General features: G+C 47.5%; 19 protein-coding genes. 6 read left to right on the forward strand and 13 right to left on the reverse strand.

The features are described 5' to 3' along the window. Positions 1 to 35: 35 nt before the first annotated feature. A complete protein-coding gene (locus tag M0696_RS19685; RefSeq protein WP_248602317.1) occupies positions 36 to 1238 on the forward strand; it encodes an MFS transporter in 1203 nt (400 codons plus the stop codon). On the opposite strand, the gene M0696_RS19690 is transcribed toward M0696_RS19685, so the two are convergent. Genes M0696_RS19690 through sigY form a run of 6 tightly spaced genes read right to left on the reverse strand, consistent with a single transcriptional unit; the run spans position 1235 to position 4139 of the window. Further along, complete coding sequence (locus M0696_RS19690; protein WP_248602318.1) at positions 1235 to 2011, reverse strand: ABC transporter permease; 777 nt, start codon at positions 2009 to 2011, stop codon at positions 1235 to 1237. The two genes, M0696_RS19685 and M0696_RS19690, sit on opposite strands and share 4 nt — an antisense overlap. Continuing rightward, a complete protein-coding gene (locus tag M0696_RS19695; protein ID WP_222142294.1) occupies positions 2008 to 2895 on the reverse strand; it encodes an ABC transporter ATP-binding protein in 888 nt (295 codons plus the stop codon). The genes M0696_RS19690 and M0696_RS19695 overlap by 4 nt, the downstream gene beginning before the upstream one ends. 6 nt (positions 2896 to 2901) lie before the next feature. Beyond that, positions 2902 to 3090 carry a sigma Y negative regulator YxlE gene (gene yxlE / locus M0696_RS19700; protein WP_003218770.1) on the reverse strand — a complete coding sequence of 63 codons (189 nt, stop codon included), beginning with the start codon at positions 3088 to 3090 and terminating at the stop codon, positions 2902 to 2904. After that, positions 3087 to 3293, reverse strand: a complete 207-nt coding sequence (yxlD, locus tag M0696_RS19705; protein WP_222142295.1) for a sigma Y negative regulator YxlD — start codon at positions 3291 to 3293, stop codon at positions 3087 to 3089. The genes yxlE and yxlD overlap by 4 nt, the downstream gene beginning before the upstream one ends. Then, positions 3290 to 3610 (reverse strand): YxlC family protein, encoded by a 321-nt coding sequence (locus tag M0696_RS19710; RefSeq protein ID WP_166846793.1) that lies wholly within the window; start codon positions 3608 to 3610, stop codon positions 3290 to 3292. Before M0696_RS19710 ends, yxlD begins: the two co-directional genes overlap by 4 nt. Beyond that, a complete protein-coding gene (gene sigY / locus M0696_RS19715; RefSeq protein ID WP_222142296.1) occupies positions 3603 to 4139 on the reverse strand; it encodes an RNA polymerase sigma factor SigY in 537 nt (178 codons plus the stop codon). Before sigY ends, M0696_RS19710 begins: the two co-directional genes overlap by 8 nt. A gap of 211 nt (positions 4140 to 4350) precedes the next feature. Between sigY and M0696_RS19720 the strand changes: the two genes are divergently transcribed. Beyond that, positions 4351 to 5724 carry a cytosine permease gene (locus M0696_RS19720; RefSeq protein ID WP_166846789.1) on the forward strand — a complete coding sequence of 458 codons (1374 nt, stop codon included), beginning with the start codon at positions 4351 to 4353 and terminating at the stop codon, positions 5722 to 5724. A 13-nt stretch (positions 5725 to 5737) separates the two neighbouring features. Here the strand turns inward: M0696_RS19720 and M0696_RS19725 are convergent, their stop codons facing one another. The 5 genes from M0696_RS19725 to cydA form a co-directional block, all read right to left on the reverse strand. Further along, the gene (locus tag M0696_RS19725; RefSeq protein ID WP_222142297.1) at positions 5738 to 6568 is read right to left on the reverse strand and encodes an NAD(P)H-hydrate dehydratase; all 831 of its coding nucleotides are present in this window, start codon (positions 6566 to 6568) and stop codon (positions 5738 to 5740) included. 84 nt (positions 6569 to 6652) lie between these two features. After that, complete coding sequence (gene cydC / locus M0696_RS19730) at positions 6653 to 8380, reverse strand: thiol reductant ABC exporter subunit CydC (RefSeq protein ID WP_222142298.1); 1728 nt, start codon at positions 8378 to 8380, stop codon at positions 6653 to 6655. Then, positions 8377 to 10080, reverse strand: a complete 1704-nt coding sequence (cydD, locus tag M0696_RS19735; RefSeq protein WP_222142299.1) for a thiol reductant ABC exporter subunit CydD — start codon at positions 10078 to 10080, stop codon at positions 8377 to 8379. The genes cydC and cydD overlap by 4 nt, the downstream gene beginning before the upstream one ends. Beyond that, positions 10080 to 11096, reverse strand: a complete 1017-nt coding sequence (gene cydB, locus M0696_RS19740) for a cytochrome d ubiquinol oxidase subunit II (RefSeq protein ID WP_222142300.1) — start codon at positions 11094 to 11096, stop codon at positions 10080 to 10082. The genes cydD and cydB overlap by 1 nt, the downstream gene beginning before the upstream one ends. Continuing rightward, complete coding sequence (gene cydA / locus M0696_RS19745; protein ID WP_222142301.1) at positions 11080 to 12486, reverse strand: cytochrome ubiquinol oxidase subunit I; 1407 nt, start codon at positions 12484 to 12486, stop codon at positions 11080 to 11082. Before cydA ends, cydB begins: the two co-directional genes overlap by 17 nt. A 554-nt stretch (positions 12487 to 13040) precedes the next feature. Between cydA and cimH the strand changes: the two genes are divergently transcribed. From cimH to M0696_RS19760, 3 genes are all read left to right on the forward strand, one after another. Further along, the gene (cimH, locus tag M0696_RS19750; RefSeq protein ID WP_222142302.1) at positions 13041 to 14393 is read left to right on the forward strand and encodes a citrate/malate transporter CimH; all 1353 of its coding nucleotides are present in this window, start codon (positions 13041 to 13043) and stop codon (positions 14391 to 14393) included. Between the two features lie 122 nt (positions 14394 to 14515). Next, entirely contained in the window at positions 14516 to 16204 is a 1689-nt protein-coding gene (locus M0696_RS19755; RefSeq protein ID WP_222142465.1) for a M56 family metallopeptidase, read from the forward strand. 56 nt (positions 16205 to 16260) lie between these two features. After that, positions 16261 to 16455, forward strand: coding sequence for a hypothetical protein (locus tag M0696_RS19760; protein ID WP_166846772.1), 195 nt, complete (start codon positions 16261 to 16263; stop codon positions 16453 to 16455). Between the two features lie 12 nt (positions 16456 to 16467). Here M0696_RS19760 and M0696_RS19765 read toward each other — a convergent pair whose 3' ends face one another. After that, positions 16468 to 17307 (reverse strand): polysaccharide deacetylase family protein, encoded by an 840-nt coding sequence (locus tag M0696_RS19765; protein WP_222142303.1) that lies wholly within the window; start codon positions 17305 to 17307, stop codon positions 16468 to 16470. 181 nt (positions 17308 to 17488) lie between these two features. On the opposite strand from M0696_RS19765, the gene M0696_RS19770 reads away from it, so the two are divergent. Beyond that, positions 17489 to 17854, forward strand: coding sequence for a hypothetical protein (locus M0696_RS19770; RefSeq protein ID WP_166846766.1), 366 nt, complete (start codon positions 17489 to 17491; stop codon positions 17852 to 17854). Positions 17855 to 17913: 59 nt separating this feature from the next. Here the strand turns inward: M0696_RS19770 and M0696_RS19775 are convergent, their stop codons facing one another. Continuing rightward, a complete protein-coding gene (locus tag M0696_RS19775) occupies positions 17914 to 18642 on the reverse strand; it encodes a ZIP family metal transporter (protein WP_248602319.1) in 729 nt (242 codons plus the stop codon). Positions 18643 to 18692: the final 50 nt, after the last annotated feature.

The raw sequence follows: 18692 nt of genomic DNA on the forward strand, positions 1-18692 counted from the left end.
GTGTTGTACTGGAAGGAAAGGGGTGGAGAAAAACGATGGAATTACAGCAGGACATGATTCCTCAGAAAAAAACAATCGGCGCTTTAGATCACGCCGTTTTTTTAAGCATGGTATTTTGCTTTTGGTTTTCAGGCTATATTTATGTGCCTGTATTCAGTCTTTATTTGGAGGATCTGCACTTTTCATATGGCACAATCGGCATCATTCTCGGCAGCTACGGGGTTACGCAAATCCTTTTGCGCTTCCCGCTCGGCCTTCTGTCAGACATCCTTTTTTCTCTGCGCAAGCAATTGTTAATTGCCGGGTTTGGGTTTTCCGTCCTCAGCAGCCTGCTGTTTCTGATGTTTGATTCTTTCTTCTTCGTGCTGGCCGCCCGGCTGTTTGCAGGGATAACCGCCTCTATGTGGGTGATGGCGACCATTTTATACGCGCATTATTTCAACAATGGCAATGCGTCAAAAGCGATGGGCATTATGCAGTTTTTCACCGTCATGCCTCAATTTGTCAGCATTGTGTTCTGCGGGCTTGCGGCAGCCCACTTAGGCAGGCAGGTTCCATTTTGGATGGCGCTCGCTGCCTCAGCCGCCGGCCTCGTGATATGCTGCTTTATTAAAGACCCGTCGGCCTCTCCCGCAAACCGCGACACCATCCGTGTGACGCAATACATCCAAGACACATTGCGGCTGCCGAGGCTGAAGCTTTTCACCATCCTGTCTATGACGGCCCATGCGGTGTTATTTATGACAGTGTTTGGATTTACGCCGCTTTTCATTAATCAGCTCGGAATGGGCGACGCGGAGCTGCTTTGGGTGATGAGCGCCTTTTTCCTCCCTCACGCAGCCGCCACATTAAGCTTTGTGTTTCTGCGCTTTACAAGCCGCATCGCTTACTCCGTGATGCTGATCAGTTTTGCTGTCACCGGAGTCTGTTTGCTATTCGTTCCTTTTTCAGCTACATTGATCACGGTTTGCATCACACATGCCTGCATCGGGCTGGCACTCGGTTTCGTATTTCCTCTGCTGCTAAGCCGGGTTGTCGACATCAGTTCTGCCCGTTTGAAAATGTCGGTTATGGGATTTTATCAATCGTTTTATGCGCTGGGTATCTTCCTCGGGCCACTTTTTGCCGGAAAAATCGCACAGCTTTTCGGACTTGCCGAGGTTTTTTATGGAGCCGGGGCACTGGCATTTGCCGCCTTTCTTGTGATGCTCACGCAAAAGCGTAACATGATTAATTAATAGCTTTCATACCGCCGGAAGCGCCACACTGAAAATATGGCCAGAAGCACGATGCACAAAACGGAGAATGTGAGCGACCATCCGAAAAAATCCGCCCGCTCTCCATGAAGCAGGATATGCTCCGCCTGCTTACATAGCTCAGCCGGAAGCCATTTCGCATCATCGGGAAATAGCGATACAGCAAAGGAAACTGCGGCTGTCAGCCCGATCCCAGAAGCCGCGGCTGCTCCGAGAGACCGAAACATCGTACTTCCGGCAAGGCCGGCAGTCACAATAAACATAATCCAAAGAGCGTAGAGGCCAAGGCTTACGGCAAAACGGCTGAAGGATGTGTCCTCAAACAGCAGCCGGACGTAATAATAAGCAAGCCCGTATCCTGCTGCAAACGACGCAATGCCGATCACGCTTTGGGTGAGCCATTTGCTCACGATATAATGGGCTGCCGTCACAGGCCTCGACATGATCAGAGACGTTACGCCTTGATTTCTTTCATTCGCCACGCTGCCCATAACGCTGAAGATGACCAGAGCCATGCCAAGCGTGTTGAATTGAGAAAGCGTGCTGACCATCACTTCAGACCCGGAAGGCATCGTAAAACTGATTTTCATGCCATCAGGAAGGTTTCCTCCGTGTTCAATGATTTCTGGCATATAATAAATGGTTAGCGGCTGTGTCAATCCCACGATCATCATCGCGATCGGCAGCCAGATCAGCTTGCCGCTTTTCCACCCTTCCAGCCATTCCTTCTCCACTAGCGTCATCATCACCATCATACGTGCACCACCTTTAGATAGACGTCTTCAAGCGACTCCGTTTTCTGTTCAAAATGAGTGACGGTCAATCCCGTTCGGATACAATCACTCAGCAATGTCAGGCCTGCATGTATATCTGGAAGCTCGAAAACAGCTTGGGACGGATTCATATAGACAATACCTGATACGTAAGGCTTCTCTTCAAGCCAGCCCTTCAGCTTCTCTTTCACTGTAAGGATGAAAACGTTCGTTTGATGCAGTTTTTTTAGCTGCTGTAATTCGCCTTTCCATGAAACCTCCCCGTTTTTCATGATCACCACCTGATCACAAACCTGTTCTGCATCGTGCAAAACGTGTGTGGAAAACAGAACAGCCATATGCTTCTTCAGCTCCAACATCATGTCCAGCACCTCGTACCGTCCTGACGGATCAAGAGCGGACACTGGTTCATCCAATATCAACAGCTTCGGTTTATGGAGCAGCGCCTGTGCCAGACCGAGTCTTTGCTTCATGCCGCCTGAATAGCCGCCGATTCTTTTGTGTGCGGATTCCTGCAAGCCGACAAATTCCAGCATCTCGCCGATTTCCTCTTGGCATTTTTTCTTTGAAAGACCGGACAGTCTCCCGGCAAATGTTAAAAACTCGTTTGCAGTCATCCACGAATAAAAAGCAGGATACTGCGGGAGGTACCCGATCAAACGCCGGTCCGGCTTTTTCTCCCCTAACAGCTTGATGGTTCCAGAGGTTGGCGAAAGCAGTCCGGCCAGCATTTGCAGTGTTGTGGTTTTACCGGCTCCATTAGGGCCTAATAATGCGACACACTCGTTTTCATTCACGTGAAAACTGACATTCTTTACAGCTTCATGATGCCGGTACGATTTGCATAATGATTCAATAGACAGCATATCCGCTTACCTTTGCTTTCTGCCGACGGTAAAAAACAAAATCGGCCCGATAATATTGATACATACGATGATTGCGGCCCACATCCACTTTGGCCCGTTCGTCCGTTCTTCTTTTATACAGCTGATAAGGGCAAACACCGCTAAAACCAACTGTAATACAATCAGCGGCAAAATCATTTCCCAAGAAATATTCATGGCTTGATCCCCCTTTTCTTCCGGTCCGGCTTAATAACAAAAAAGTAATAGCAAATCAGAGGCATCGGTGCTTGAATCAGTCCGACAATCCCCCAAACCCATGCCATGCGATCTCGTTTTTTCGCATCAATAAATAAAAAGATTCCCTGCGCCAATACGATGAGATAAGCCGCAGCCGTTATGATCATTTCTGTTTGTGTCATCGGCGCTCCACCTCGCATTCCCCGAGCTGTCTTTTTTTCTCGGCCACAATCAAAATCGGCAGGGTAGCAAGCACACAAACCTGAAGTACAATAAACACAGCGGGAGCTTGAGTGAATGCCAGGATCGCCGCACTCACAACCATCAGCGCGCAGAATACAAATAAGATGATCTCTTTCAGCAGTTTTCTTCTGCGTTCAGCTTTCATTTGTGACAGCTGGTAAAGCAGTTCTTTTTGATCCGGTATAGAGGGATTGGCTGTTTCATCAATTTTCTGCAATTCTGATTTTAAATGAAGAGATCGCTTTTCTTTATTCATCGTCCCACTCCTTTCTGATTTGCTGGAGCCCTTTATGAACTCTGGACTTCACCGTGCCTTCCTTGATCTGCAGCATCAGCCCGATTTCGGCGTAGGTATAGCCGTAGTAATGCCTTAATAAAACAGGCGTGCGCAGTTTAGGGTCCAGCTTTGAAAACAGATCAAGCGTCTCGCTCCATTCTGCCCCTTTCACTGACACGTCCCACTTGATCTTGCGGATTGCTTCCTCCGTAACTGTCTGATTCCGTTTCCATTCTCTCTTTCTCTTTTTCTGGTGATCGAGGTAGAGCCTGGATGCAATAGAAATCAGCCACGTGGAGAATTTGGAACGGCCTTGGAAGCTTCTTAAATGAATGTAACCTTTCAAAAAGGTTTCCTGAACGAGCTCCTCACTGAGGTCAGGATGAAGAGAAAGTTTTAGCAAATATTTATATAAAAAAGAATAATGATAGTGGAAAAGAGCTGTAAACGCTTCGTCGTCTCCCTCTTTCGCCTGTTGTATCAGCTGCTGTTCTTCGTGTGTATCCAATGGCCGCGATCCCCCCTTTTTTGTTTTTCTGCCTTATGAGACGACACCGGATTTAAAAGCGTTCATCTTTTTTTACAATTCTTTTCAGCCATTGACAGATCAGGCTTCCCGGCCGTATGGCTGCACATCCGCATTTGTAAACCCCCGCACAGTCTGTTAAGCTATGACTTTATGTCGATTTTAAATAACATCCAATATGGAGGACGATGCATTGAAAGTAGAAAGGCGAACGATTGAATATATTCCGAATGAAGAAAGACATGGTAAAGCGAAAGATTTATTTCCCGTATGGTTCGGGGCTAATATGCATATCACCACGTTAGTGACCGGCACGATTCCCGTTGCAATGGGACTTAATCTATTTTGGAGTGTTGCCGCTATTATTTGCGGAACATTAATCGGTGCCATATTTATGGCGTCTCATTCCGCGCAAGGCCCTCAGCTTGGCATCCCGCAAATGATTCAAAGCCGTGCCCAATTCGGCGTAATCGGAGCGATTCTTCCCCTCTTCTTAGTTATGTTTATCTACCTTGGTTTCTTCGCAAGCAGCACGATTCTGGCGGCTGGAACCTTAAGCAGCTTTGTTCCCATCCCGGGATCATGGAGCATTATAGGCTTAAGCGCCGTATGTTTTTTACTCACCATTTTCGGCCATGATTTGATTCACAAAATGCAAAAAATCCTTTCTTGGACCTCTTTTGCTGTATTTTTTGCTGCAACGATACTCATTTTTCAATTGCCGATTCCGGCAGGCAGCTGGATTCCCGGAGCGGTTGATCTGCCGATTTTCTTGGTGGCGGTCAGCGCAGTCGCGACGTGGCAGCTTGCATACGCACCGTATGTTGCCGACTATTCAAGATATCTGCCAGTTAAAACACCGGCTTCTCAAACATTTTGGTACAGCTATGCAGGTACATCTGTCAGCTCCATCTGGATGATGCTGCTCGGTGCTTTGCTGACAACAGCACTTCCTGACTTTACGGCAAACTCAGGCAGCCAGATTGTCCAATTGTTTGGCCCCTTCTCGTTCATTATGCTGATCATTGTATTATTTGGGCAAATGGCAATCAATGTTTTTAATCTGTATGGGGCTTTCATGTCTACAACAACAACGCTTGAGCCGTTTCTGAAGTTAAAAGTCACGCCGAAAGTAAGAATCATCATGATCCTCGGCGTCACGCTTGTCGGCACAGTCTTAAGCCTTCTCGGGCAAAGCAATTTTATGGAGCTGTTTTTGAATTTTATCTTTTTCATCAGTTATTTCTTAATTCCGTGGACGGCAATCAACTTAGTCGATTACTACTTCGTCCGCCACGGAAACTATCAAGTCAAAGCCATGTTTGATGTGAACGGCCCATATGGAAAAGTCAATTGGATTACTACGATTGCGTTCGTCCTGTCCATCTTGCTTGAAATCCCATTTATCAATACGTCCTTTTACATTGGACCGCTGGCCAAAATGTTTGGAGGCGGAGATATCGCCTGGATTGTCGGCTTGGCCGTGCCTTCTATTCTTTATTATGTATTGATGAAACCGCGTCTGAAAAAACGGGCGGGTTATCAAGAAAAGCTGTCTTCTCTATGAAGACAGCTTTTTATCATTCAAATCGTTTCCACACACGAGGCAGCACATCAGAAAGCTCGTGAGCGAGCAGCGTATGAGCGGAGTGCTCGTCCGTCCAGAGCTCGGCGCACGCACCGTGCAGATAGACTGCGTTTAATATGGCGTGCTTCGGGTCTTCGTGGCAGCAAAGCATGCCCAATATCATGCCCGTCAGCGTGTCACCGGTTCCACCCTTGGCGAGCGCCCCGTTTCCGGTTGGGTTGCACCAGCAGTCGCCATCAGGGAAGGCGATAACGGTTTGATTTCCTTTTAACACAATGACAGCCTGCAGCTGAGCCGCCCATTCCTTTGCATATTCCGCTCTTTTGTTTTGCAATTCGTTCACCGGCACCCCTGTCATACGGGAAAACTCGCCCGGGTGCGGCGTGAGGATGACGGGCGCCTCCCGTTTCGGATACGTGGCCTTCGCCAGCGCTCCGGCATCCAAAATTACGGGGCAATCCGCCGCAAGCACATGATCAACTGCCTGCCGTACGCTTTCGGTTTGCGGCAGCCCCGGTCCGATGGCAATGGCCCGGTACCTCTCTTCAAGCTGAGCGTCCGCCGCTTTTTGCCAGCCGTTACGCCAATAGGTCGCCTCGGGCAGAACAGGAACAATCAGCGGGATCACGCTTTCAGACGTCCCGATGACAAGCTTCCCCAGTCCGCTTCGCATGGCCCCGAGCCCCGAAAGAAGCGCCGCTCCCGGCATATCGTCGCTGCCCGCCAGCAGCAAAGCTGTACCGTACGTGCCTTTATGGCTTTCTGCATCTCTTTCAGGGAGCGAAGCCCTCACATGCTCTTCCGTCCAAATTGGAACATTCATCTCTATCCCTCCTCTTCGTTCTCTACCTATTTTTCCTGCACCTTTTCTTTTTCAAACAAAAAAGACAGCCTGAATGGCTGTCTTCTATTTTACAGGAACATCAAGATGATACAGGCGGCGATATCGTTCGTTTGACGCCAGCAGTTCCTCATGCGTTCCTTCCATTTCCGTTTTTCCGTTTTCGAGAAACACGATTTTATCGGCCGCTTCCACTCCCGCGAGATGGTGCGTAATCCATAGAATCGTTTTTCCTTTTAACACCTCAAACACCGTTTCCATCAATTCACGCTCAGTGATGGGGTCAAGGCCGACTGTCGGCTCATCAAGGATGATGATCGGCGTATCCTGCAGCAAAATCCGCGCGAGTGCGATCCGCTGGCGCTCTCCTCCAGAAAAGCGGATGCCGGTTTCCTGAACAGAAGTATAATATCCGTCAGGCAGTGACTCAATGTAGTCATGCAGCTTCACCTGCTTTGCGGCGCGGCGCACATCCTCGTCGCTTGCCTCTCCGTTTCCAAGCCTGATGTTATTCAGGATGCTTGTGTCAAACAGGTGCGGTTTTTGGTTTAACACGGCCACCGCATCAGCAATCTGATCCTTTAACAGCGATGTCTCCACTCCGTTTAACGTCACAGATCCTAAGTCCGGTTTCAAGGCGCCTTCAATTAATGCGAGTGATGTTGATTTCCCGGACCCGCTCCGGCCAAGCAGCGCCATTTTTTCTCCTTGACGCAGCGTAAAGGAAAAGTTGTGCAGTACTTGGCTGGTATTGTCATAAGAAAACGTCACATCACGAAATGACAGTGTGACATCTTGGAGATCAAGTGTTTTAGCTGCTGATTCTGTTTGTGCCGCCTCCGGCTGAGGAGCCACCTTGTTCATGCGTTTGATGGAATCCTGATAGCCGGGCAGTTCGCCCAAAGCATCTGAAAGCGGCAGAAAGGCTTCCGTCAACGGGAACACCACAAGCACAAAAGCTGCAATCATCGTTTTGGCGAGCTCCCCGTCTGCATGGTGCCCCGCCGTCCAAAACAGCATCAGCAAAATAAGGCCGGCGACAAGGCATTGCGCGGCAAAGTCCCGCCATCTCATAAAGCGTTGTTTTTTCCGTTCAAGCTCAAACCAATCATGTTCCTCTTTTTCATAGGAATCAATGAACGCATGCCTGCGTCCGCTGAACATCCAATCGCTGACACCCATCACAGCATCTGTCAGACGGCTGTACAGCACATTCCGCCCGCTTTTCAGCTTCGCATTCTTCGCTCTCGTCACTAGCAAAGACACAACCGGAAACAGTACAACAAGAACAAACAAATAAAGCGCAAGCAATATGGCAAACGGCCAAGAGAAGAAGCCGAGCGCAATCACTGAAACAGCATACAAGAGCAAAGCTGAGATCGCAGGAAAAATCGTTTTTAAGAAGGCATCCTGCAAATGCTCAATATCCTCAGACAAAATGCCGAGCATATCCCCCGTGCGAAAACGGGAACGCAGCATCAAGGCACCCGGTTCAAGCATGTTGTAAAGGCGGACGCGCATGTCGGATACAATTTTCAAAATGATGTGATGGCCGACGAGGCGTTCCACATATCGTGACACAGACCGTGCAATCCCAAAGGTGCGCACAGCGACGATCGGGACATAAATGAGCAGGATGTTTTCGGGTCTTGTCGCTGCCTTAGAGATCAAAAACCCTGAGGTGAACATGAGAAAAGCAGCAGAAAAAATTGTCACCGCACCCAAAAAGATGACCAGAACGAACAGGCGGGCATTTTGCTTGATATACGGCAGAATCCATTCTTCTTTCTTCATGCTCTCTCCCCCAGTTGTGCCTCCACGAGTTTGGTGTACACACCGTTTTTCGCCAGCAATTCATCGTGAGTCCCGATTTCCGCAACCCTGCCCCCATCCAGCACGATAATTTCGTCCATATCAAGCATCCAGTGGAGCCGGTGAGTCGCGAGAAAGACGAGCTTATCCTCAAATAAGTCCAGCATCGTTTCTTTTATTTCATATTCTGTTTCGATATCAAGATGGGCGGTCGGCTCATCCAGCAACAGGATCGTGCGGTTTCCCAAAAAGGCGCGGGCCAGCGCAACACGCTGAGCTTGGCCGCCGCTGAGCGCCCGGCCGCCTTCCCCGATCCGTCCCTCTAATCCGCCAGGAAGCTTGTCCACCAGCTCTGTCAGACCAGCCGAGGCAGCTGCCCGGGCTGTATCCTCGTCCGAAGCGCTTGGATGATAAAAGCGAATGTTGTTCGCCAGTGTATCATCAAAAATGTACGGATGCTGTGGGATATAAAGGAGGTTTTTCTGCCAGCTGCCGTCCTGCAAATGGGACCGCCCTGAACCATTGACCTCGATCATGCCGCCATCCGGCTCCAAAAATCCGCCGAGGATATCAATTAATGTTGATTTTCCGGCACCGCTTGCACCGATAATGCCGATTTTTTTCTTGCCTTTGAATGAGAGATGAATATCAGACACCGAACGGCCGACTGACACGCCTGACAGCTTCAGCTCATCCTGATCGGACCAAGCCTCGAGCTGAAGCGGCATCTCTTCTTTAAAACCAGGCTGCGACAAAATCTCTTGAATGGTTTTGCCTGCTTCCTGTCCGTTCAGCGTCGCATGATAATCATTTCCCACTTCCCGTACTGGCAGAAAATACTCAGGTGCGAGAATAAGCGCCGTTAAAGCGGGACCAAGCAAAATATCACCGTCGATAAGGCGCAGGCCCAAAAACACTGCGACAGTCGCCACCGACAGCATCGTGAAAAAATCGAGGGCGAATGAAGATAAAAATGCCACCCGAAGCGTGCTCATCGTCGCTTTTCGATACCGCTCACTAACGTAGAAAATATTTTTGCTGTGCGACTTGCTCAAACCTAAGAAACGCAATGTCTCCAGCCCGCGAAGAGAATCTACAAAATGATTAGAAAGTCTCTGATAGGATTTCCACTGACGATCCGCTTTTCTCTGTGCGACAAGGCCGAGAAGAATCATAAAGATAATCAGAATCGGCATAGCAGCAACTAAAATGATGGCTGAGGTACGATCCTGAAAAAACACATAAATAACAACCGCCGCAGGCACAATCGCCATGCTGACCATTTTCGGAAGAAAAAGCTCCAGGTAGCGGCGGAACTGGCTGATGCCTTCCATCGCCAGCGTCACCATTTGCCCTGTTCCCTCTTTCTTTGCAAAGCGGGGACCTAACCGGAACAGCTGATCAAGAAAACTTTTTCTCAAATCAGCTCCTGTCCGAGCGGCATATTGATAAACGATTTTCTGGCGCGCCACGGTCACCCCGTGCCGGGCGACAAAAGCGATGAGGAAAAAGCCGATCACCGGAAACAGGGAGGCAATGCTCTTCCCGTTGAACAGTCCGGTTACGGCTTCACTCAGCCACTCTGCCTGCATAATAATAGCGGCTGTCTGAATCAGCGTTAAACAAGTAATCACGGTGAAAATCCGCTTCATTCCTTTATATCGAAACAGGTCTCTTCCCATTAATAAGTCATAGGCTCCTTATGGCTGACGCGCTTCCGGAAGACATAATAGCTCCAGATCTGGCTGCCGATTACAAATGGCAATAGGGTTAATGCTGCAATTGACATGACTTTAAGCGAATAATCACCGGAAGAAGCGTTAGCTACTGTTAAATCGTACGCGCTTTGAATCGAGCTGACCATCACCCGAGGGAATAATGAAATAAAGATCATCCCTACAGTCAGCGCCAGCCCCGCGCCTGTCATCCCAAATGTCCAGCCGTCTTTTTTCTTACGAATAAATACAGCAGCAAGCATAAAGCAGATGACAATCAAAACAACGAGCGGAATGGTAATCTCGCCGCGGCGCGTAAACATGTCTGTCTGATAGGCAGAAAGGGCCGCGAAGGCAAGAACCGCCACAAAAACAACACCCATTATCTTTTGCGCCATTTTCCGGGCGCGGTTTTGCAAATCACCAATCGTACGCAGCGTGATAAACATTAATCCATGCTGGAAGCAAAGAAGTGTTACAGTCACACCGCCAAGTACAGAATATACATTGATATAATCAGATACATGCGCGTGAATGTTCATATCGGCATCAATCGGCATCCCGCGGAATAATGTCGTGAACAGCACACCAAGCACAAACGGAGGAATCAGACTGCCGAAGAAAACGACCCAGTCCCAAACCTTTACCCATTTTACATGATCAACCTTGCCCCGGAACTCAAACGCGACCCCGCGGCCCATTAACGCAAGCAGCACAATGACAAACGGAATGTAATAACCGCTCAGCATCGTTGCATACCAGTTCGGAAACGCAGCGAAAATGGCGCCTGCACCAGTCAAAAGCCATACTTCATTCGCGTCCCAAAACGGCCCGATCGTGTTGATCAGCACTCTGCGCTCTAACTCATTATGGCCAAGAAAACGGGTCGCCATGCCGACTCCGAAATCAAAGCCTTCCAAAAAGAAGAATCCTACAAACAATACAGCAACGAGTATAAACCAAAGATCATGAAGAGATGCCATGGTATACCTCCTGACTAAAAGGATCTGTTGATACAGGCACATCATGATGATCACCATGCTCCGCACCTTTTTTAATCTCACGGATGAACAAGAAGACAAGCAGTGCACCCAGAATCATGTACATCACACCAAATGCGATGATTGAGAATAACAGGGAGCCCGCTGTTACGTTAGGCGACACGGATTGAGCTGTTGTCATCAAGCCCATGACCGTCCACGGCTGACGCCCGATCTCTGTCATAATCCAACCCGCGGAGTTCGCAATAAACGGGAAGGAAATCAATGCGATCATAATGCGCAAATACCATTTGCTGTTTTCAAGCTTTTTGCGGCGGTTTAACCAAAGGCCCCCTAACGCAGCAAGAATCATGACAACACCTGCGCCAACCATGATGCGGAAGCTCCAGAATGTCGTTTTTACAGGTGGAATGTAGTCGCCTTTTCCGTATATTTTTTCGTACTCAGCCTGAAGTGTTTTCATCCCTTTGACACTTCCGCTGAATTTCTGATACGCCAAGTAGCTCAAAGCATAAGGAATTTTGATTTCATTTGAGCTTTTCTCATTTTTTGTATCAATCGTGGCAAAAGCCGTCCAAGCAGCAGGGTTACCGCTGTCTTCCCAAAGGCCTTCACTGGCAGCCATTTTCATCGGCTGTGATTCCATCAAGTGCTCAGCCTGCATATGTCCGCTAAGGCCGACGCCAAGACCGGCACACAGGCCGACGATCATTGCGAGTTTAAAAGATTGTTTAAAGAACGGCACTTCTTTTTTCTTCAATAGTTTAAAAGCACTCACTCCAGCGATAAAGAATGCCCCTGTGGCAAGCGCACCAAAAATGACGTGCGGGAATTCAACCCAAAGCTGAGGGTTTGTAATCAGCGCGGCAAAGTCGTTCATTTCCGCGCGGCCGTTTTTGATCGTAAAGCCGACCGGCTCCTGCATAAAGGAGTTCGCTGTTAAAATCCAGAAAGACGACATAATCGTTCCGAATGACACGAGCCAAATGCAGAGAGCGTGAATTTTTTTCGGCAGGCGGTCCCAGCCGAAAATCCATAATCCGATAAAGATAGATTCCATGAAAAACGCCAATAATGCTTCAATCGCAAGCGGAGCGCCAAATACATCTCCGACAAAACGGGAGTAATCAGACCAGTTCAGTCCAAACTGGAATTCTTGCAAAATCCCCGTTACAACACCGACTGCGAAATTTATTAAGAATAAGTGTCCCCAAAACTTTGCCATTTTGAGGTACAGCTCATTTTTCTTCACAAGATAAAGAGTCTCCATCAAAGCAACCATAAACACAAGCCCGATGGACATCGGCACAAACAAGAAGTGAAACAACGTTGTTGATGCAAATTGTATGCGGGCTAATACCAATTCACTCATGCTTTCTCCTCCATTTCCGGTTAAAACTGTTAGTTTGCTCACCACTTCACAAATAGAACCGAGACTTTGATCAGTAATTCACAAAATAGACAAAAAAAATATTGTTCAATATTTCACAAATGTGTCAATAAGTTGTTCAATATGATGCTAGATTGCCAGATTGACCAAATGACACATTCTCTGACTGGTTCATATTAAGTACTTTACAACGATTCTTTTCAAAAATAAAGCCTAAAATACCTAAAAAGTCCTGCACTATGTGACGGATTATTGTCTATTTTGTTGCTGATTGATGACGGTCTCTAGGATGAATGACCCTTTATTATCGTACATCAACATATCGTTCCTTGCGAATAAAATGCTTGTCCGGCCCCAGCACTCGTTTCTCAGCATTCCGTCATAGACCGTTTTTAGTCAGAATGCCTCTTTTCATTCGAACCGGGAAGATTCGATAAGCTGAATAGTAAATTTTTAATATATTAATAATTTCAATTTTTTAGTATCCTTAACATAGTGAACAATTTCACTGCATCAAGAATAGGGGAGGTTTTTCAATGGGAGAGCTTCAAACACAAATGCGATTGCAAGCGGATACAATTCACGAAGGGGTTCGAAAAGAGAATTGGTTTGCAAGAGCCATGAATATAAAAGTAGGCATCATACCGCTTCCTGTGTATGCCTTGCTGTTTATATTAATCACTGTTTTTGTTATGCAACACGATGTAAAAAGTGACATCTTGACATCCATTGCCGTCATGGCGTTTTTCGGGTTCACCTTTGCCCAAATCGGCAAATCGATACCGATTGTTCGTTCTATCGGCGGCCCGGCCATCTTAGCTACTTTTATTCCGTCCGCTGTCGTCTACTATCACCTGCTGCCTAATGATATCGTCAAATCCACCACAGAATTTACAGAAAACTCAAACTTTCTATACTTATTTATCGCCGGGATTGTCGTTGGAAGCATCCTCGGCATGAAAAGAGAAACTCTCGTAAAAGCATTCATGAAAATCTTTATTCCGCTTATTGCCGGTTCTGTCGCGGCTGCTATTGTCGGACTGGCTGTCGGCACATTGCTCGGCCTCGGATTTCAGCATACACTGCTGTACATTGTCATTCCTATTATGGCAGGAGGAGTCGGAGAAGGCGCTATTCCGCTATCCATCGGTTATTCTGATATCATGCCCATGTCTCAAGGGGAAGCGTTTGCACTTGTTCTGCCGTCGATCATGCTGGGCAGCCTGTGCGCGATCATTCTAGCGGGATTGCTGAACAGAATTGGAAAGAAAAAACCGGAATGGACAGGCAACGGCAAAGTGGACCGATCTGAAGAAGTGTCCCCTGCGCTGGAGGAATCACAAAGCGGCCAGCAAATGTTCAACCTTTACTTATTTGCGTCAGGCGGTATCCTTGCCGTTTCTTTATATTTAGTCGGCATGCTCGCTCACGACTTTTTTGGATTTCCGGCTCCCGTTGCCATGCTGTTGCTGGCTGTTCTGATTAAGCTGTTCAGATTGGTGCCTGCCTCAATTGAAAATGGCGCGTTTGGGGTGTCCCGCTTCTTTTCAACCGCTGTGACCTACCCGCTTCTCTTTGCGATCGGGGTGTCCATGACGCCGTGGGACAAGCTTGTCGCTGCCTTCAACCTCAGCAATATCATTACGATTCTGTCTGTCGTTGTGACCATGATGGCCGTCGGCTTTTTCACCGGAAAATGGCTGAACATGTATCCGATTGAGACAGCTATTATCAATGCGTGCCATTCAGGACAAGGCGGCACCGGGGACGTCGCCATTTTAAGTGCCGCAGAAAGACTTGAGCTGATGCCATTCGCCCAGGTGTCTACCCGAATCGGGGGAGCGATCACAGTGTCCTTAACCTTATTGCTGCTGCACCAGTTTTATTGATACATCGCAAGCAAGCTCTTCGTAAAACGAAAGAGCTTGCTTTTTTGCATGTTCCTATTTTTGCAAGTTCCCGCCTCATGCTATAGTAATAGTTGGAAATACTAGATAGAAAGGACTCTAGCATACCTATGGGAACACATCTATTTCTTTTTATGATTCTCGGGCTGGTACTTTATTTGATATCAGCCCTGGCGGCAAAACTCATTCCGGCTATAGACTTCTGGATTGATATTGTTCTTTGGGTCGGCGCTGCTTTTTACATCTTCTCTCATCTATCATTCATGGACGGCATTGTCTCGATCGCGACAATGTTCTACTGCTATTGGACCGCAATGGATCTCATTGCCTCCGAACGTGCGGAAATACCTTCGGGAGACTGGCAGGAAATCGAGCTTGCCAGAAACAATACACGCCTCCTGTCTGACATCACGCTGACTGCCGTTGTGTTTGCAGGCGCCGTTATTTTTTTCATCTATGGACCTGACCCAAGCCCTCTCAAATATGTCATCCTTTTGGGCATGGTCTCCGGCGGAGGGGCACTGGTGAAACGAATATTGAATGTTTTCAGTGTGAACGTTTTGTATTCAGCATCCTTGGAAAAATTGCACATCAGCTCACGTTATGAAACCCGTACATACCCGCTTTCCGATTTGAGAGACATTCAGCTTGAATCAACAGCTGATCTCTTGAAGCTTCATCCGCTGCTGACCATGTATTCATCCCGTTTAGATCTGACAACAAGCTTTCAGCAAGTTATCAAACTGTCTCTTCCCGGTGAAACGATGTTTCTAACGGTGAAGGAACCGCAAAGATGGAAAGCGATCCTCCGTGAATACACAGATTCGGAAAACAACGAAGACAGTGTGATTTCTGTTTTGCCGTTTTATCATAGAAAAAATGTGAAGCGGCTGCTTGGGAAGCTATATTTTGCCGCCAGCGTAAAAGGCGTATCAGCTTACGCCTTATTGGTGCTCGTGTTATATGCATTACATGCCTCTCCATGGGTCATGGCCGTTGCCGTGATGCTGTACTGGATACTCAACATGTATCTGTCAGACCGTGTTTTACGGGCGGCAATGGATGCCAAGCCATGTCATCATCCGGATGTACAGGCAGCGGCCGACAGGATTTTCCGCAGGGCCGGCATTTCCCATGTCCGCATATACGAAACGGAGAGTGATGATTACAATGGAATGGCAGTCGGCATGAATGTCGGAAGGTCAATGGTCATTCTGACAAGCGCCACACTAACACTTCCGCTGCGTGTCATTGAAGGCATTCTGGCTCACGAGGCGATTCATATTAAAAAACGTGACGTTCTGTCATCACAGTTTTTGCGTTTTCTATATCTTGGAGCTGTCGTTGGGATCATCCTCTTATTTGAGCAGCATATTGCCCATCCCGCGGCCCACAAAATTGCGCTTTGGGCTTTCATTATGGCCATCATCCTTCTGTTTCAGCTCTATCAATCCTTTTGTTCACAATGGATGGAGGTGCGCGCTGACAACCTTGGCGCATCGCTGCTGGAAGGCGGGTACAAACAAATGGCCGATGCCTTGAGGATCTTGGCGTTTCGGCAGGATGAGGACATACAGAAACAAAGCGCCTACAGCTCTGAAGCAGATGAGGACGAGCTTCATATCGACTCTCTCACCCGCGATAAAAGCTGGCTTTTCAGATTCATTGATTTTCAGTTCGCACCTCATCCACCTATGTATTGGCGTGTCAGCACTTTATTGTCAAATAAAGGACACGGGGTGTTGAAGCGCTGGCTCAAAGACCGCCTGAAAGAATCGATCTCTTTGAAGTGAAACCGATCTGTGTTTCACCCGTATAACAGATATGGTGAAAAAAGGGAGTGACCAAAGTGATTGTGATTATCTTATTGATTATATCTATTATTGTTTTTCTTTCAGTCATTCAGCCGCAGCCCTCGGAAAACAAAAGCCGCCAGCAGGCGGACAGCGGGTTTTTCGGTTATTCAAATCATGGCTCACACCATGATGGATGCGGCAGTGACGGAGGTTTCAGCGATTCCGGCTGTGGCGGCGGAGGCGATTGAGCGCCTCCTTTTTTATTTCAGCGACTCGATATACGCGCCAAAAGCCGCACCTGACATACCCGGGGACACACGCACGCGATGGAGGGCGTACATTCCCTGGTCTCTCGTTGCCGCGCCTGGTTCTGTCGTTACGCCCATTTGATAGCCCGTTTCTTCGGCGGCCTTCAGCGTCTCCTCATTGTAGCGCCCCACCGGATAGCTAATAATGGAGGTTTGTTGATGAAACATGTTGTCAAACAGCTTTTTCGAATCAGCCATCTCACTGTGCTGCTGTTCAGGCGTTAATCCATTCAGCTCAAGGTGGTCAATCGTATGGCTTTCAATCGCTATGCCATGCTTCGCCATTTCTTTCATTTGGTCCTCTGTCAGATGATGTTTATGTCCGATCGATTTGCCGATCATAAAAATCGTCGCCTTCATCCCGTACTTTTTTAGCACCGGATACGCGTCTTGATAATTGTCGGTGTATCCGTCATCAAACGTGATCAGCACACATTTTTCACTCGGCTTTTTATCCTGCGTCAGCATGAGATACGCCTCTTTCGGTGTTAATGTCTGGTAGCCGTTTTCGTGCAGCCACTTCATATGCGCTTCGAATTCTTCCTTCGGGACACGGAGGCTGTTTCCAGAGGAAATGCTGTGGTACATCAAAATCGGCAGCTTTGCCGGTTTCTCTGTTTTGATCCATGCGGATGTATCGTCTTCTTTTTTCTGAATATGTACTGTCTTCTCTTCTGTTTTCTTATGTTCCGCTTTCGGCATCTGCTGCTCCGCGTTTGCCTCTTGATCAGCGCAAGCCGCGAGAGCTAAGCAGCTGCCTAAAAGAAAAATGCTTAGGATAAATCGTTTCATTTTACTCCTGCTTTCTGTCTATTTCTTCCTCCTTTTTCATCGGTTGATTTGTAGGATTTTCAAGTGCCCAAAAAACACCTCCTAATGTTCACAAATATTTTACATATATTTACAAGGACAATTAATTATGTAAATTGAATAGTTTACTTGTAACAAAAATATGATACTGGGAGGAATTGATATGAAAATGAAGAAAACAATTGTTTCCTTACTTTCTGTTTCTGCTGTTGTTTTATCAATCGGAGGTCAAGCTTCTGCTAAAGAGGCAACTCAGAATGCTGTAATGGTTCCAGAAAGTCAAACTGTTCCAGCATCACTCGCTCCTATTGAGGCGAAATTAGCCGACTTTAACGTACAGGTGGGTCATGCAAAACCAGTTCCAAGCCATTTATTAGGATCAGGATTTTCATATCATAGTGACAACAAAGCTGTTTTTACTGTAGATGCTAATGGGATCGTAACAGGTCAAAGTGTAGGTCAGGGAAAACTTACTGTTTATAAAAACGGTTCACTTTATGGGCAATTAAGTGTTTCAGTTTATCAATAATGCGAATAAAAAGAGAGTGGGTAAGCCGCTCTCTTTTTAATACATTTAATAAAAACAACTTAAGAAAACTGATTCAAAACAAGCGAGGTTAACAGGCCAAGGGCAGCGATTAACCCTGTCATCGGACCGCTGTCTTCGTACGCCTCGGGCATCATCGTCGACGCAATCATCGCAATGATCCCCCCGCCCGCAAACGCCGCGATTGCTGCCATTACTTGTTCAGAAGCACCATTGAGAAAGAAATATCCCGACCATGAAGCGAGAATTGAAATGGCGAGTACCGCGATCCAAAGCAGCATAATTTTCATCCTGGAATACCCGCTGTTTTTCATCCCTGCTGTACTGGACAGCCCTTCAGGTATATTGCTGATAAAAATAGCGACCACCAAAAGGAAGCTGACCGATTGTTCTTCGAGAAGACTGGCGCCAATCATAATTGATTCCGGAACAGCATCCATGATGGTGCCGATAAAAATGGCTAATCCTCCTCCGCCGGCAGCTGCTTGTCCCGACCTTTTTCTTTGTGCCGCACCTCTTTTGGAAACCGCGTAATCAAAAACCGTAAATACGACAGCTCCTGCAATAAATCCGGCGCCTGTCGCTACAATTCCGCCTTCTGCCACTGCATCTCCGAGAAGTTCGTAAGTGGCAGCGCCGATTAATACGCCTGTGCCAAAAGCCATAATATAGCCGATGATCTGCTTGCGAATCGAAAAAAACATGGACGCCAGCGCGCCCAGCAATACAGCAGAACCTGAAATCCCGCCCCACATTGCCGCATGCCACATCTCTATCTCCCCTTTCTTACCAACCACTACCCCCTGCGGTTTTTTCTGTA

Source organism: Bacillus rugosus, from assembly GCF_023238245.1.
Classification (GTDB): domain Bacteria; phylum Bacillota; class Bacilli; order Bacillales; family Bacillaceae; genus Bacillus; species Bacillus rugosus.